The sequence below is a fragment of the Paracoccus saliphilus genome (assembly GCF_028553805.1).
In the GTDB taxonomy this organism is placed as follows: Bacteria; Pseudomonadota; Alphaproteobacteria; order Rhodobacterales; family Rhodobacteraceae; genus Paracoccus; species Paracoccus saliphilus.
This window is the reverse complement of sequence record NZ_CP067140.1, coordinates 506,861-523,227: the sequence shown is the minus strand read 5'-3', so window position 1 is coordinate 523,227 and position 16,367 is coordinate 506,861. Positions and strand designations below refer to the sequence as shown.

11 protein-coding genes are annotated in these 16,367 nt (G+C 59.5%); 6 read left to right on the top strand and 5 right to left on the bottom strand.

Features of this window, described 5'->3' with window-relative positions:
- Positions 1 to 9: 9 nt before the first annotated feature.
- The 4 genes from JHX88_RS02440 to JHX88_RS02425 all read right to left on the bottom strand — a co-directional run bounded on the left by JHX88_RS02440 (position 10) and on the right by JHX88_RS02425 (position 9,750).
- Entirely contained in the window at positions 10 to 5,655 is a 5,646-nt protein-coding gene (locus tag JHX88_RS02440) for a hypothetical protein (RefSeq protein WP_076522642.1), read from the bottom strand.
- Between the two features lie 117 nt (positions 5,656 to 5,772).
- Positions 5,773 to 7,881, bottom strand: a complete 2,109-nt coding sequence (locus JHX88_RS02435; protein ID WP_176011381.1) for a M23 family metallopeptidase — start codon at positions 7,879 to 7,881, stop codon at positions 5,773 to 5,775.
- Between the two features lie 86 nt (positions 7,882 to 7,967).
- On the bottom strand, positions 7,968 to 9,254 hold the full coding sequence (locus tag JHX88_RS02430; RefSeq protein WP_076522640.1) for a hypothetical protein: 1,287 nt from the start codon (positions 9,252 to 9,254) through the stop codon (positions 7,968 to 7,970).
- 79 nt (positions 9,255 to 9,333) lie between these two features.
- The gene (locus tag JHX88_RS02425; RefSeq protein WP_272848165.1) at positions 9,334 to 9,750 is read right to left on the bottom strand and encodes a DUF1036 domain-containing protein; all 417 of its coding nucleotides are present in this window, start codon (positions 9,748 to 9,750) and stop codon (positions 9,334 to 9,336) included.
- Between the two features lie 71 nt (positions 9,751 to 9,821).
- Here JHX88_RS02425 and JHX88_RS02420 point away from each other — a divergent pair, with 71 nt between their 5' ends.
- The 6 genes from JHX88_RS02420 to JHX88_RS02395 all read left to right on the top strand — a co-directional run bounded on the left by JHX88_RS02420 (position 9,822) and on the right by JHX88_RS02395 (position 13,360).
- Positions 9,822 to 10,265 (top strand): hypothetical protein, encoded by a 444-nt coding sequence (locus tag JHX88_RS02420; protein ID WP_076522639.1) that lies wholly within the window; start codon positions 9,822 to 9,824, stop codon positions 10,263 to 10,265.
- Between the two features lie 21 nt (positions 10,266 to 10,286).
- Positions 10,287 to 10,799, top strand: a complete 513-nt coding sequence (locus JHX88_RS02415) for a hypothetical protein (protein WP_084202744.1) — start codon at positions 10,287 to 10,289, stop codon at positions 10,797 to 10,799.
- Positions 10,800 to 10,818: 19 nt separating this feature from the next.
- Positions 10,819 to 11,454: a MotA/TolQ/ExbB proton channel family protein gene (locus tag JHX88_RS02410; RefSeq protein ID WP_176011380.1), complete on the top strand. Its 636-nt coding sequence runs from the start codon at positions 10,819 to 10,821 to the stop codon at positions 11,452 to 11,454.
- 90 nt (positions 11,455 to 11,544) lie between these two features.
- A complete protein-coding gene (locus JHX88_RS02405; protein WP_076522638.1) occupies positions 11,545 to 11,934 on the top strand; it encodes an ExbD/TolR family protein in 390 nt (129 codons plus the stop codon).
- Positions 11,931 to 12,329 (top strand): ExbD/TolR family protein, encoded by a 399-nt coding sequence (locus JHX88_RS02400; RefSeq protein WP_076522637.1) that lies wholly within the window; start codon positions 11,931 to 11,933, stop codon positions 12,327 to 12,329. The genes JHX88_RS02405 and JHX88_RS02400 overlap by 4 nt, the downstream gene beginning before the upstream one ends.
- Positions 12,326 to 13,360: a hypothetical protein gene (locus JHX88_RS02395; protein WP_076522636.1), complete on the top strand. Its 1,035-nt coding sequence runs from the start codon at positions 12,326 to 12,328 to the stop codon at positions 13,358 to 13,360. The genes JHX88_RS02400 and JHX88_RS02395 overlap by 4 nt, the downstream gene beginning before the upstream one ends.
- A gap of 370 nt (positions 13,361 to 13,730) precedes the next feature.
- Here JHX88_RS02395 and tssH read toward each other — a convergent pair whose 3' ends face one another.
- Positions 13,731 to 16,364 (bottom strand): type VI secretion system ATPase TssH, encoded by a 2,634-nt coding sequence (gene tssH / locus JHX88_RS02390; protein ID WP_076522635.1) that lies wholly within the window; start codon positions 16,362 to 16,364, stop codon positions 13,731 to 13,733.
- Between the last annotated feature and the right edge of the window lie 3 nt (positions 16,365 to 16,367).

Here is a 16,367-nt window from a genome sequence, read left to right as displayed (position 1 = left end):
TGATGCCAATCAGAATTGCAAACGCAACTGCCCGGTCAGACCCACGCTTTCCAACCCGTCCCCCGCACGCGCATCTAGCCGGGCGCTGGCGCTAAGCTGCCGGGGGCGCAATCCGGGACCGGGCTGCAACACCTTGACGTAATTCGCGCCGAGACTAATTTCGCCGTAAGTTCCCAGGTGATCCGTCGTCATTCGCTGCGGTTCGAAGCTCTCGTCTCCCGGCCTCGACAAGAACGATACGCCTGGATCGGCGAAATCCTTGTAAACCGTGCCGGTCGCAAAGGCATAGATGGCCGAGTTCGATTCTGGCTGCACGAAGGTTTTCGCAATCGTTGCCCCGGCAAAGCCGACCTTGGATTCATTGTCCTCGAAATCGAGTTGGAATTCGTCCGAAAATTCGATCGAATCCGTCGACAGGCGCGAATATGCGAAGCCCACATTCGGTACGACCGTCCAGCCGTCATCCCCAACGGGAAGGATATAGCTGAACGAGCCGCTCAGCGTGCTTCCGGTGCTGGCGAAATCCGCATTGTCCAATCCCAGCCCTTCACCGGTCACCGGTTTGTTATCGATAGTGAAATCCGTCCGCTCATGACGATATTGCAGGTCGGCCTGCATCCGCCCCTTCGTCGCGGTTGCGTAGACACCTGCGTAAAGCTGATCGAAATCGACCTCGTTGCGGCTTCTCAGGACCCTGGTAACCTGCCGGGAATCGCGACCGTCCACGGCATAGACCGGCTGCGTGGTATCGCCCTGGTTGACCCCCAGGAAACCGCCAAAGGACATGTTCCATCCGGCATAGCGGCCATCGAAACACGCGAAATCCGTCCCAACCTGCATACCGTAATAGGTTGCGTCGACCGTACTCTCGATCTTGCTGACGCCGTTATCTGTCGCCCCGGTCGCTTTCGCGGTACCGCCGGTACCGCGCCCCCAACTACCGACTCCGCAAGGTTTTTCCGGATCCTCGAAGGCCAGCCCGGTCACGAATGGACTCGTAGGACGGTTGACCACAGAACCGATCAGGGATTGTGTCAGCTTCACATTGCCGAACACCGCGCCAATCGCCGGGTTGACCTGCCCAATCATGTACACGTCACCGTTCGCACCTGGTTGCTCAACCGAATAAACCAGCTTTTCGGAAGCGGTACTCGTCGTATTATAGATATAGGTGAAATCGTTCTCTGCACCTAGAGCGTCATCGACATCCAGAAGCGTCACGCGTTCGCCAATCTGCGTCGTTCCCACCTCGCCTATATAGTTCAACTGCAAATCATAGTGTCCGGTGGCGGCGCCCCCTTCGACGACAATTCTATCGGCGGTGAAATCGCTCAAATTGACATCCAGAGCATATGACCCGCTTCCCGCCAGACCTCCTGTCGTAAGAACGTCCCCCGGCTCGTCCTTCTCCTTTTGCAGGCTCACAATGCCATTGTTTCGGAGTATCCCTCCAATTTCTGTGTCGTTGCTCGCGACCAGAATACCGTCGTCATTATTGCGCAGCACCCCCCCAACTTTGGCACCATCACCGGCGGTCACGGTACCATCATTGACCAAGCTGCCGGAAAGTGTGCCACCAAGCTGCAGCTCCACGTCGGACAAAACCTTTGTACGGGAGGCATTTACCGTGTTGTTAACGGTGTAATCCTGCCTCAGGAACAGAGTGTCTTCGATGGTGACCCCATCGTTCAGGGCCAACATTCCCTCGACATAATCCAGATTGCCCGCAACCCTCCCGCCGACATATGCCTTACCAGTGGTCACGAGCGAGCCATCGAGAATACCGGACTGTTTATAAGTGCCCGAATTATCGACGCCACCGATGAGCGTCCCGTTGACAGTGATTGTCCCATCGTTGTCCACGCCGTTGTCAGAACTCAGGGTATCACCGGATCCTACCGAGAATTCCCCTTTGTTCAGCAGACTATCCACCGAAAGTTTCCCATCGATGTTGAGCGTCCCGAATTCGTTATGAGTTAATTGCCCGCCAATGGTGCCCGAACCTTTCAAGGTACCCGAGTTCTTCACACTGCGTGTGACCTTACCGCCGGACAACGTCGTCGTTGCACCGGAATGGTTGTTCAGCCCCGCCTGCAAAGTTCCGTCAATCTGCAAGCTGTTCTGGTTATTCACCACGTGATCCGATTTCAGCGCATCACCCTCGTTGACCTTCACGTGACCGGTATTTTTCAGACTAGCGACCGACAGATCGCCGCCGGTCTGCAACTGGCCCGCATTCGTAACCGCACCAACGGCTCCGCCGAGCGTCGCATTGCCGTCTTGCGTATTCGCAAGAGAACCATCGATGGTTCCGGCTCCGGACAATGTCGAGGAATTCGCTACGTCACCATTGATCGTGCCATCGGACAGCGTTGTTTTTCCGCCGGAGTTATTCAAGCGTCCATTGACGACTCCGGACACGTCCAGAACGCCCTTGTTCGCAATATCCGAATCCGACGAACTTAACGTTCCGTCCACCCGCATCACACCGTCGATCTCATTGATAATATTATCGGCCGAGACGGATGCGTCCGCATTGATGATTATCTTATTCGAATTGGTGAGATTCCCAACATTATGCAGATTGCCATTCGAATCCACATCACTCGTCACCAGCAAGGAGCCCTGATTGTCGATGTCATTGCCTTGCCCATCGACAGCCGCCGAGATCGTTATCTGGCCGGCTGTGCCATTTATCAGTTCACCCGATATCGCCCCGTCTTCACTGTAATTCAACTTAACATTGTTCTGCACCGTTCCGAACAGTTCAACCTGATTCACATTGATCGCGGAACCTTTATTCAATGCGATGGTAGCTGCATTGATCGTCAGGAGACTATCGCCATCTTGGACATCGATGACTCCCTCGTTGATGAAATCGCCTTCGATATCCAGTGTTCTGTGGGTCCCGACACCGATCGCTTCGATCTTGCCGCTATTGGTCAGCTTACCAACAATATCCGAATTCGCCTCGACATCGATCACCCCGCCGAGATGGTTATTGACGATCCCCTCGACCTTACCGCCGTTCAGTATCAGCGATCCGCCAGCGTTGTTATTGAGAACACCATCCGTCGAAAGCTCGCCCGAAACGTCGATGGCACCCGAATTCTCGATACCATCCACGACCGCAATCGTATCCGAATCCCCGACGATCAATTGACCGGCCAGCACCTCCGGATCAGCTTGAGTATCGCCTCCGGTGATCGTCAAGACCCCGTCGATCGTTCCCGATCCGCTTATCTCGCCCGAATTCTCGACATCACCGCTGACCTTTCCGCCGGACAGGATCAGGCTCGCCTCGGTGTTGTTTTTAATTGTTCCTTCCGACGAAAGAGCACCTGAAACGGTGATCGTGCCATTGTTTTCAGAAACCTCCGCAGTAGTCAGAGCCAAGGTTTCCCCATCGTCGATCAATATATCCGTGTCATTCGTAAGGCTTCCGACGGACAGGGACTCATTTATATCGAATGTTCCGTCCTGATGGGTCAGCCTGCCGGTAATCTCGCCGGACAGTTCCTGCAGTTTTCCGATGTTGGTCACATCTCCATAGATCGTGCCTGCGCCCTGCAACGTTCCGGCATTACGCAGGTCATCAGCCCTGATCGAACCGCTGTTCAACAATATGTGCCCATCACCATAGTTGGAGAACCGCTCTGTAGCGGTAATACTTCCGCCTTTCAGCGTTATATCACCCCTGTTCAATATGGTTGCCGCGGACAAGTCGCCGATCTTGTCGTCGAACGTGGCAACAGTCAGGCTGTTCCAATTGGTCAGCGTGCCGAGATCCTTAACCCAACCGCCATATATCCCATCCGTCGGCTCAACAGTCATCCTGCCTAAATTGACAATGTCCTGGCCACCGCCATCAATCTCTCTCTGGAACGCCAATATGCCGGTGTCGGTATTGGTCAGTTCACCGAACAGTTTCGCCTTGGACGATTGGTGGACATATTTCAGCGTCCCCGCATTTGTCACGGTCCCGTCAAAGGCCACCCGCCCGGCCTCGATATCCGAGCTTTCCAAAAGTTGAATTTCATCTGCAGTAATCGTCAGCGTACTGCTTTGTTTCCGGACATCTATCACGCCCGTATTCACGAAAGTGGCGTTCGGACCTTGGACAGTCAAGGCCGATTGCGCCTTGTTGGCGGCCACCTCGAGCAGCCCGTGGTTCAGCACTTCACCGGTTATGGTAGCTGTTGCGTCCCGAGTGACACGGATCGTACCCATTTGTCCGCCGGAATTTTCATTCACCAACTGACCTTTTAACTGGGCACCATCATACAGCAGCAACCCCGCCCCCGGATTATTCCGGATTTGACCGGCAGCGTCGAGGGTTCCATTCCGCACCTCCATGACACCGTTGTTCACGATGTCCCCGTCGGTGGCGGGCCGAGAGCGCAAAGCCTGGCCTTGTTCGATGATCAGCGTAGGATTCCTGAAAATGCTGTGATGGGGTTGGGCCGGTTCTATGAAATAATCGTTCGTGAAACTGCCAACCAACAGCTCGCCATCCGGATCGAGGTTGAGCGTTCCGCCATCCATTTGTATCAAATTCCCAGAGATCATCCCGGAACCGGTTATACTCACGCTTCCATGGTTTTCGACAAGACTGCCGGCCAGCGTGTCATTGTCATTGAGAATGATAGTGCCGTCATTCTTGATCCGCCCAATCAGCAGCTCGCCACCGGTACCGTCATACAAATCCCCGCCGGTCTCTATCGTTCCCTTCTCGTGATTGAAGACAGCGCCAGCCAAGGTCCCGTATCCGGTCAATGTCGCCGACGGGATTGCTTCCACCTCTTCCTCAGACAATTCAGGAGTGATTTCAGTCGAATTGTCGACCCCCCCAACGACCTTGAGCGTTTCGCCATTGAGAAAAATCGTTCCGGAATCATTTTGCAATGCCCTATCGCGAGACTCGCCCCGATCAATGGTCCCATTTCCCGACAACACGGCCCCATCGGTGTTTCTTACCGTGCCGTAATGTATCCCATCGAGATCTGCTCGACCAAGATTCGTCAACTCGCCGGTCGTCGTGCCAGTACTTCTGAACCATGCGTCGGCCTCAACGGTAAGGTCATCCATTATCTGGACATCCTCGGACGGTAACGAGTTGCCTCGATAGATCACCCTACGCCTCGGGTCACCGGGCACACCATCCCCTATGACAACACTGCCTGCCAAAGCGGCATCGATCGTGAGCGACTCGGCCCATGTGTCGGCCTGATTGTTCAACCTTAACTCATCGCCCGAGGCTCCGATCGTCCCGCCCGCAAGCGTATACTTCCCGGAGTCCAGCCGGATTTCATCCGGGGTGAAGGGTTCCGTTCCACCATAGGTAAGCGTGACGTCGTTATTGCCGGCATCATCGTCGGCTCCTACCGTCAGTACTGCCGTGTTACTACCGTCCGGCCAGGCCACGGCGGCACCATTTCCATTCTTGCGCCAAATCGTGCTGGACAAATTCCAAGTACCTGACTCGGGCTCCAGTCCCGTGTCGCCCTCTTCCTGAGTATTATCCAGGTAATAATCCTGACCATACCCGACCGCCGGAGCGACAAGCGTCCCGATCCCGATCAATGCGGTCGAGAGCAGCAGCTGAGAGCGGAAGAGCGGGCGGCGAAGGCTGAATGGATAGTTTTTCATCTTCAAATGAACTCTCACAATCGGGCGGCACGGATAACAGTATATTAATTCTTGATGAATACTGCGTGATACACCCGTAAAACAAGAGCAGTTTACGCAATTCTCGCCTGTTGTGACCGGATATCAACCTTTTTCGCCCCCGCGAAGCCGGTCAATCTCAGATACATAGGCTCGCAATTCAGGCGACAACGGCGGCTCCGATGACGTAGCGGCATGGGTGGTGCCGGAAGCGCCGGACATCTTGCGGTCAGCCCAGTTGCGCAGATCGCCGATACTGTAGCCGCGCAGGAATGGGTTGGCGGCCACCACACCGGCTCCCATCACGCTGCCGACCGATCGCGACGTTTCCGCACGCAAGGCCTGATCGGCACCCGCAGGACCAAGGAAATGCGCCAGATAGAGACGCCCGGCCGAAATCGAATGGCCGCGGGCACGCAGATATGCCTCGTTCTCCTGCGCGAGATGGCGGACCATTTCACGCGACATGTCGGGATCGAAGCGCAGATTCAGCAACTCGGAACGCGACAGGCTCGTAACCAGGTCGGGACGGTAGCTGCGCATCATCCGGAGCCATGTCGATTCGATGAATTGGCCCAACCCGGTTGCCGTCGAGCGTGGGTTTTTCGCACGAGCGTTTCCCGCGCTTTCCACCCGAATGATCTGCCCGATCAGCGACTCGACGGCGCTTGACGCCAGTACCCGGCCCGCGCTGCTCAGATAGGGCATTGGATCGACCGGGCGATCGCCCTTGATCAACTGAAACAACAGGCCGGTATCCTGCCGCCCTTCGACAGCGCCACCGATCGCACCGATCGAGGCTCCCCGAGCGATCTCTCCGCCTTGCGCAACCGTGCCCGATAGCGAGCCCAACCCGCTATAGCGGCTGATCATCCCATTAGAATGCTCGATTTCGACCTGCGCGCCATCCTGTTCTTTCAAGGATGCGAATGTGACCCGGCCATCCCCTGCCGCGACGATGGTACTACCTTCCGGAGCCGACCAGATCACATGCCCTCGATCTGCTTCCCCCTCGGAAGCCGGGACAAATCGCTGTGACAGCACTCCCGAAACCGGCGGGATCATCCGAATTCCACCGTCACTCTGCTGCACGCGCGAACCGGGCGCATAGCATTCGAAACCATCCTCTTCTGCCGGGACAACATAGCATGCCCGTTCACCAGACGGGCCAGTGACGCCGATGAACAGGATCGAACCGGGATCACTTGCCCCCTCTCCCGGCGAATAAATAAGGCTTAACCGATCGGACTCGTCGGCATAGTTATCAAGATCATGGACCTTCGCCATCATCGCCAGGGCCTCGCCGGTGACCTGGGACGGCACGTCATTCCGCAACGCTGCGGAATAGATCAGGTCAAGCAGTCTCTGCTGCCCCGCAGTTCCCGATTCATCTTCCCCGGACATCGCTTCATCCAGCAGCGATTGATCCGCCCAAGCATCGGCAGAGGGTACCAACTGGCCTGCCTGAGACAGGGCCAGGGATCCGATGAAACCCTCTGTCCCGTAAAGCGTCACCTGGATCACCTGGCGTTCATTACCGCGCATGCGATAACGCACCGCCATTAGCGAACCTTCGGGCAATGCCTCATCCAGCGACAACTGGCTGCGGATACGCTCGCCAAGATATGCAGCATTCGCATCATCGAACCCGTTCCGTGCGAGCAGATCGTCAATCGGTGTCTGCCGCGTCGCCTCGACCACGATCTCGCGCCACAGGCTGCTGCGCTGGCCCGCGTCACGCAAAAAGGCAATGCTGGATGTCGCCCGCTGATCCGCAGGTACCACGGCGGCTGTCGGCTCTGCACCGGAAAGACCGGCATTCATCAGCCTTGCGCGGCTCCGTTCCGCCTGGAACAGCGCGAATTCCTCGCGCGAGGAAGGCAGTGCGGCGACAAGCTGGCGGTTGCGGGGCAGCAATTCGCTTTCAAGAACAGCGACGGATGTGGACGATGCCGGAACCCGCTGTGCAGATGTGAACGCTACAGGCACAGGCTCTTCCCGCATATCCAGTTGCTGTCCATCCTCCGGGCCGGGGATGATCAGCGGGTCGCCGGGAATATCGGTGAAGGTGTCGGTGCGGACGACAGGCGCGATATCGAATTCAGACTCGACCTGCACCAATGTCTGTCCCTGATCCCCCAATCTCAGCAACGCGCTAAAATCGGGATCGAAATAGCGAACTCCCAGAATACCAGCCACCGATACGGCGGACATGGCAACCGCCCATCGAAACAGGCGGCTCCGGCGGCGGCGGCGGCGGGCGGCCTTGCCCATATTCCGGAAACGCGGGTCTACCCCAATCACCGGAACGCACCTGTCCCCAGCATGCTCGGATTAGTACTGATCGTTCGGCGAGAGGAACTGCTATCTTGCGATCCGCCGCTGCTCTGGCCAGACGACCGGGACGCCGCAGGAGCGGTTGCCTGTCCGCTCGATCCGGTTCGCGTCGGCGTCGAACGGGTGCCACGGGCACCGCCGCCGCTGCTTCTGGTCGGAGCAGCCCGGGCAACCGGCTGGACATCGGGACACTGCACGGCCTCATTGCGAATGATGGTGCGGTATAAACCGATCTCGGGTTCTGCTGCGGCCTGCGCAGACCCCAAAGCCTCGAAATATCGCCGCAGGGCAGAGGCGGAACCGGAACCCCAATCCCCATCGATACCACCCTTGTAGCAGTTCATCCGGGCGAGTTCCGTCTGGATACCAGCAACCATCTGCGCCTCTTCAGGATCGAAAGCACCTCGGGACAGGAGCCTGTTGAACATCGCCGGATCTCGCTGCCGTATCGCCTCTCGGGCCTGATGGGGCAGCCCCAACGGCCCGCGCGCATCCGCGGCAACCAGCACGGCCAGATCCCCGACGATGATCGACGGCTCGGGACCACCGGGTCTGCGCGTCGCGATGGGGTCTGCCGGAGAGGCCGAAACATTCGTGTCAGGAGCGCTGACGACAGTGTCCCGTGACGCGGTCGGGTCGCTACTGGCAAGGATAACCTTGGGAGCGTCAGAGACGGCCATCGCCTCCGCCGGCAGGGCCGAGATGACTAGCCCGCCCATTGGTGACGCGGCCTCCGGCTTCGCCTCTTCCAACAGATAGCCGCCATCCTGCAATGCAGCCCGCCGCTCGGCATTTTCCAGCCCGGCAGCGGTCACGAAAGCACTGGCCAGCCCCTCGGCGTCACACCCATTCGCCTCGCGAGGAATGGCAAGCGTCACCTCGGTCCGATCAGCCAACGCAGCCGTCAACTCGGCATGGTCAAGCGCCTGACCCTCCCATCCGCAGCTATTCACGACAACAGTTGTTGCGCGATCAGCGGGCAGTTCGGCTAGAAGCATGGGTAGTGCAGAGGTTCCATCCACATCACCGGCGAGTGGCGATCCGACATAGATTAGTTCCGCACGAGTTTTGGCGACCTCATCGACAACCCCGTCGGCCGGGACGAGAACAGCATTGTCGGCAATTGGCGCAAGGGTTTCAGGCAAAGATGAGCCCAGGACCAGAACCTTGGCATCAGGCTGCGCAGCCACCTGCCCTCCTGCCGCACAAAGCGCAAGCGTCGCCAGAAATCCTGTGCGGATCAGTCGCATGAAGCGCCCTCGTCTGCCATCCCGTCGACTCTTTACATCCTTCTTCACAATTACCAGCCAGTAGCCCCGCATCCAAGTCTCATGTCGGTCGTGGCGAAACGAATACGGTCCAGTTGCTGCGTTCCTCGGTATCGACCTCGATGAACCTGGCATCCAGAAAGCCGCGCAACAGGCAATCCTGCTGCCCGGTGATTTCAAAACGGCGCGGTGCCACGCACATCGGGCTGGCACCGGACAGGACTTCCTTCCCGAACACGTCGGTTGCAAAGATGTAGTAGTAGCGGGACTGAAGAGGCTCTCGCCTCAGGACCGCGCATTGATTGGGCGCAACCCGCCACCAGCCGCGCGTGGAGAAATCCTCGCCATCCGGCGCACCGATCGCCACGTTCAGAACGTCATATGTTTGATTGCACAGCCGCATCTCGGCCCGCGCAGCGGCAGGAAGCGCCAGAAAACCGCAAGCGATTGCGACGAATATCGACAGTGGCTGGCTCACGAAGGCGACCGGATCAATTGAGCAAACAGAGCAGGCATGGTACAGCTTTGACAAAGGGAGTGTGTTTAATCATGAAGCCGATCTTTATCGCAGGTGCAACCTTACTGGCCGCCAGTAGCGCATTCGGCTTTGCCAAAGCGGTTGATTATCTGGCATCTGCCCCGGAGATTGTGGCGCCTCAGCTTGGAAATACGGCCGAACGCCGTATGCCCACCGCATCACGAGAATCGGCCGCGGCCTTGTCTACAAATACATTCTCGGCGAGTGCATTTCCTCAATCGGACATTGCCGATGGTAAACCTGCCGAACAGGCGGCAATGGTCGAAAAGACTCAAAAAATCGCCGCAATAAGCTATGATGAAATACCCCCAGTGCCACGGGCCAACTATTTAATGCCTTTCACGAATCCGGATGACATATTAACAACACCAGATACTTATTCGAATATGGGGTCTCCGGATATCACGGCCCAGAATCAATTCCACAACCTGCCCATGATCGGGGTTTATCGCTGATTCTCAAAGAAAGGGATATTCATGCGTCACCGTGCGATTGCGCTACTTTCCAGCGTTCTTCTTACTTTTTCCGGCTTTTCCGCATTCTCGCAGACCGACGATTCCACGGCGGACATCCCGGCCCCGACCGAGGATAGCGATGATTCCGCCGATATCCGCACACAGACAGATATCGTCGACAGTATATTGCTGGAACTGAATGGCGCCACATCGACCGAGGCCGGAGGCTGCCAACTGACCGTTGTCACCACCAACCGCCTGGATCAGGATCTGGACCGTGCCGCGTGGCAGGTGGCGATCTTCGATGCCGCCGGTGTCGTGCAATCGCTGCCGATCCTGGATTTCGGAGCAATGGTTTCGGGCAAGACCAAGGTGGCGATGTTCGAATTGCCGGACCGTGGTTGCACCGATATCGGGCAGATCATCGTCAATGACGTTGCTGCATGCACTACCGGTGATGGTAAGGATCTGCGCAATGCCTGCCTGACCGGGCTCGCGACGCAATCGCGCACCGATATCGATTTTGGGCTCTGATCGCTGAAGGCTGACTGAAATGATCTTTCCTAGCGACCTGCCGATGACGACGATGGCCGTCTTCGCGGCCCTGGCGGCCCTGTCGGTGCTGACCCTCACCGTCACGATCTTCAAGACGATACAATTTCGGAAATTGGGCGTCGGCGGCCACAAGCGCGGCGAGGAAATCCTCGACGACTGGCTGAACGGACGCCCCGACGAGGCGCAGCGCAAGGCAACGGCGGGCAGGACCGTGCTGGCCCGTGTCCTCGGAGCGGTGATGTCCGGGCTGCGCGCCCGCCCTTCCGAGCCCGGATATGGCGAGGAACTGGCCCGGCAGGTCGCATTAGCCGAGATGGCGCGGATGGGCGCGCGGATGCGGCTGCTCGAAGCGGTGGTGCAGATGGCCCCGATGTTGGGGCTTTTGGGCACGGTCATCGGCATGATCGACGCTTTCGGCAACCTGGCACTAAGCCAAGAGGCCGCAGATCCCCGCTTGCTGGCATCCGGTATCTGGACCGCGCTGACAACGACCGCGGCCGGGCTCGCCATCGCCTTGGTGGCCTATTTCATCGCCTCATGGCTCGAAGGGCGGATCGAGGATGAACGTCAGACGATCGAGCTGGTGATCTCTTCCGCGATCCATGGCCGTATCGCACAACCGGCCCGCGCCTGATCCATGGGGGCCACAACAATATCGCCCCCTCATCCGGCGCGGGTTGCGGGGTTGAGGCTACCGCAGCGAAAAGCGCGATATCGGTTCTCAATGACCCCATTGGCCGATGTGCTGTTCCAGCTGCTGATCTTCTTCATGCTGTCCTCGAATATCGTGCCCTATTCCATGCTGACCCTACGCAGCGGCGGACTGATGGGTGGAAATGCGGCAACCGAAGAAGCAGAGGCTGAGGTATTGACGACCGACGCATCCGCGACCGCCGTCTGGACATTGCATCTCGACGGGCTGGTCGCAGGAGGTCAGCGTTTCGCCCTGGACCGCTTGCCGTCACTGGCGGACGCCCTGGCGGCGCAAGGCACGCGAAATGTCCTGATCGTGGTTCGGTCCGATGTGCATGTGCAACAGGTGACCACGGTGCTGGAAACCCTCGCAGCGCGCGGGATCGAATCGGTCCAGATCGCGAATGGAGGTGCGAAATGAGCTTGCGCCTGCCTGTACGACATCCCGAAAGGCTGCGGATCGACACATCTCTGGCGATCGTCAACATCGTGTTACTGCTGATCTTCTTTTTCCTGGTGGCCGGGCAAGAGACCCGCACACCGCAGGACTTGCGGCTGGCACAAACCTCGCAGATCGCGCCATCCGCCCTGCCCTCTCCGATCCTCGAGATACGCTCGACCACGGATTGGCTGCTGGATGGCCAACCGGTGTCGCCCGATTTGCTACCGGCCGCGCTATCCGGTTCGGACGACATCCTGCATCTGATGATCGACAAGGATGCCGAGGCAAGCCTGCTGATCTCTGCGCTCGGCCATCCCGAACTGGCCAGCCGCGAGGTGCGATTGGTTACGTTGCGCGCGGGGCCGGGACAATGATCGGCGCGACGGGCCGTAATTCAACCTGGATCCAGGCGGTACTCCTATCGGTCTCGCTGCATGGCGCGGCTGCGGCGGCATTGATCTACCGCCCCTCGTGGAACCTGCCCGCAGCCCCGCCGCTCGAACAGTTGCAGCTCGAGATCACGACGTTGAACCAATCCTCGACAGAGGTCGAAACACCGGCACTGACATCCACTGCGACACCAGAAGCTTTTGAAAACAACCCGGAACCAGAACCTCTGGAGCAATCCGAAGAAGACATGCTGGCGCATCTTGATGACGGGCAGATCGCCCCCGTATTGTCGGATCAGATGCTGCCGATGATCCAGAGCCCCGCATCCGATACACCCTCCAGCCAAGCCGAACCGGGCGGAGCTGAGCCCGATGCCGCAAGCGGCGAAACCGCTCCCACCGATCCGCGGCTGGTCGAATTGTTCGACCGCATCCGCAGCCTCCTGACCGAGCCATGCCTGCTTGCCCTGCCAGCCCTGCGTGGCGATGACGCGATTCAGCTTGGCGTGCTGGCCGCCAATGACCGGAAGATCTCGAGACTGATGGACGACCTGACCGAAGGCCTGACGACCGAGGTGACCGAAGCCGCCGTCTTGCTGGATCAGCGGCAATGCCCGGGGCTGACCTTCGCCCGGCAGGATCCGCTCTACCCGGTCTTCGGTCTCGGTATTCAGCTGGAATCCCAGCAGGTTGCGAGCGGGGCTTCGCTGCGGGGGCAGATTTCGGGCGGAACGGGACGCTACAATACCCTGCTACTGATCGATGACAATGGCGTTGTGCACGACCTGCGGCGCTTCCTGATCCGGTCGTCGAACCGCATCCGGTTCGACGCTCCGGTGGCGCGCTCGGGTGCGGCGCGGGACACGCATCAGTTGATCGTGGCACTCGCCACACCGCGACGGCCCGAGACCGTATCCCGCCTGTCGGGCCAATTGGCCGAACCTTTCTTTGAGGCGCTCAGCCGGGAAATCGGCGAGGAGGCGATGGTCGGGGTCAGCAGCGTCTATATTCGCTGAATCCAGATATCGTGGCGGCGCAGGTCGCAACAGCTACGTGCGTTGCATTGGTCATCCACGCAACGGGATCGCGATTCAGCCAGCAAATGCTGGGAATCCGGCTGCACAACCCGTACACAGGGCGTACACCGGCAGCCCGTGTTGCACGACAAATTTCGGCCTTTCGCGGACAGCCCGAACGAACAAGGCGGCACCCGGGATATCGCATCCCCAAAATCAGTATGAAAAACATACTAGCCCCCGATGACCGCGACAACTTCCTTCGAAGGAACAACCTGTCCCTTCTTCTTCATACAAATATCCCGGGGGTCCGGGGGCAGAGCCCCCGGCCATCGCGGGACGCAATCAGGAAGCGAAACGGACCCGGACGCTAGGCGAATTCATAGCCGAAACCGTCATCCGTGACCTTGATGGTGACATCCGACATCACCTCGCCACTGACCATGCGCGCCAGCACCTGCCGCGACAGGTCGGGCAGGATCGAGTTGGTGATGATATTGTCGATCATCCGGCCGCCGCTGTCGGGATCGCGGCACTGATCGACGATATGCGAGATCACCGCATCGTCCCAGACCAGCTTGGCGCCCTGCGATTCCTTCATCCGGCGGGCGACCGAGCCCAGCTTGAGACGCGAGATCCCGGCCAGCACCTCGCTGCTCAGCGGCACATAGGGAACGGTCACGATCCGGCCCAGAAGCGCGGGCGGGAAAGTGCCCAGCAATTCCTCCTTGAGCGAGGCCTCCAGCGTCTCGGTGTCCTCGATGATCCCCTCGGGCGCGAGGTTCATGATCGTGCCGGTGCCGACATTCGAGGTCATCAGGATCAGCGTGTTGCGGAAATTGATCGGACGGCCATTGCCGTCCTCCATCCGGCCCTTGTCGAAGACCTGGAAGAACAGTTCATGGACATCGGGATGGGCCTTTTCCATCTCGTCCAGAAGCACGACGGAATAGGGTTTGCGCCGCACCGCCTCGGTCAGCCGTCCGCCCTCGCCATAGCCGACATAGCCCGGAGGCGCGCCTTTCAGCAGGCTGACGGAATGGGCCTCCTGGAATTCGGACATGTTGATGGTGATGACATTCTGTTCGCCGCCATAGAGCGACTCGGCCAGCGCCAGCGCGGTCTCGGTCTTGCCCACGCCCGAGGGGCCGCAGAGCATGAAGACCCCGATGGGTTTCTCGGGATTGCCAAGGCCCGCGCGCGCCGTTTCGACCCGGCGGGCGATCATCTGCAGCCCCGGATCCTGACCGATCACCCGTTCCTTCAGGTGGTCCGCCAGTGACAGCACCGCCTGCAATTCATCGGCCACCATGCGGCCAGCGGGAATGCCGGTCCAGTCGCTTATGACGCTGGCGACGGCCTGATCGTCCACATGCGGATAGATCATCCGGTCATCGGCATTGATCGCATCCAGCTTGCCCATCCCCGTGGTCAGTTCGGCCCGGATGGCGTCGGAATCGACCTCTTCGCCCTTTTCCTTGGCCAGACGGGTGCGCAGGTCGAGGATGTTCTCGACAATGCTTTTCTCCAACTCATAGGCGGCCTCAAGCGCGGTCAGCTCGTCCTTCCGGGCCTGCAATTGCTCTTGCGCCTCGGCGAGCCGGGTTTCCGGGTTCGCGCCCAGTTCACGTTCGGCGGATTTGGCGGCGATCTCGGTTTCCAGCGAGGCGATGGCAGCCTGCAGATCGGCGATGCGGGCGGGGACGGAGGACTGGCTGACCGCCACCCGCGCGCAAGCGGTATCGAGAAGCGACACGGCCTTGTCGGGTAATTGCCGCGCCGGGAGATAGCGGGCGGACAGCTTCACCGCCGCCTCGACCGCGGCATCCGAGATGCGGACCTTGTGGTGTTCCTGCATCGGGCCCAACAGGCCGCGCATCATGTAACAGGCGGTGTCGATATCGGGCTCATCGACCTGCACCGGCTGGAAGCGCCGGGTCAGCGCCGGGTCCTTTTCGAAATAGTTGCGGTATTCGGCCCATGTCGTCGCGCCGATCGTGCGCAGCGTGCCGCGCGCCAGTGCCGGTTTCAGCAAGTTCGCCGCATCGCCGGTGCCCGCCGCGCCACCTGCGCCGATCAGCGTATGCGCCTCGTCGATGAACAGGATGATCGGGGTGGGGCTGGACTGCACCTCGTCGATGACCGAACGCAGGCGCTGTTCGAATTCGCCCTTCATGCTGGCCCCGGCCTGCATCGCGCCAATATCCAGCATATGCAGCCGCATGCCCTTCAGCGCGGGAGGAACCTCGTCCGCGGCCAGTTTCTGCGCGAAACCTTCGACCACGGCGGTCTTGCCGACTCCGGCCTCGCCGGTGAGGATCGGGTTGTTCTGCCGCCGGCGCATCAGCACGTCGATGATCTGGCGGATCTCGTCGTCGCGGCCCACAACCGGGTCCATCCGGCCTGCTGCCGCATCCGCCGTCATGTCGACCGAGAACCGGCCAAGCGCGGTCGAGGCCCCCGCCGCGTCTCCCCCGCCCCCCACGGCCGAGCGCAGCCCGGCGCCATCCATCGGGCGCATGTCCTCTTCCTCGGAATCGGCCCAGATGGTGCGGGATTCGCGGCCGATATGGTCCGGCGATAGGTCGTCGAACACCGAGGAATATTCCACCAGCGCGTGGCGCAGCGCCTGATCGTTCAGAAGCGCGACCAGAAGATGCCCGGTGCGGATCTGCGCCTCGCCGAAGAACAGCGAGGCATAGGTCCAGGCGTGGTTCAGCGCGTCGGCCAACCGCTCGGATATACCGGGTGTTTCGGTGACGTTCTTCTGCAACGCCGCCGCCGCACCGTCCAGGTCCTTGAGGATTCGGGCGCGATCCAGCTTGGCCTCGCGAAGCGTGATCGAGATATCGCAGTTCTGGTTGGAGATCGCATGAAACAGCCAATGGCACAGCTCGACATTGCGATTGCCGTCCGAGCGCGCCTGCCGCATCGCCTGAAGGAAGGCATCATAGCCGACGCGGTTCATCTTGCCTGCAAATTTCTCGATGGTAATGGCGGTCATGCT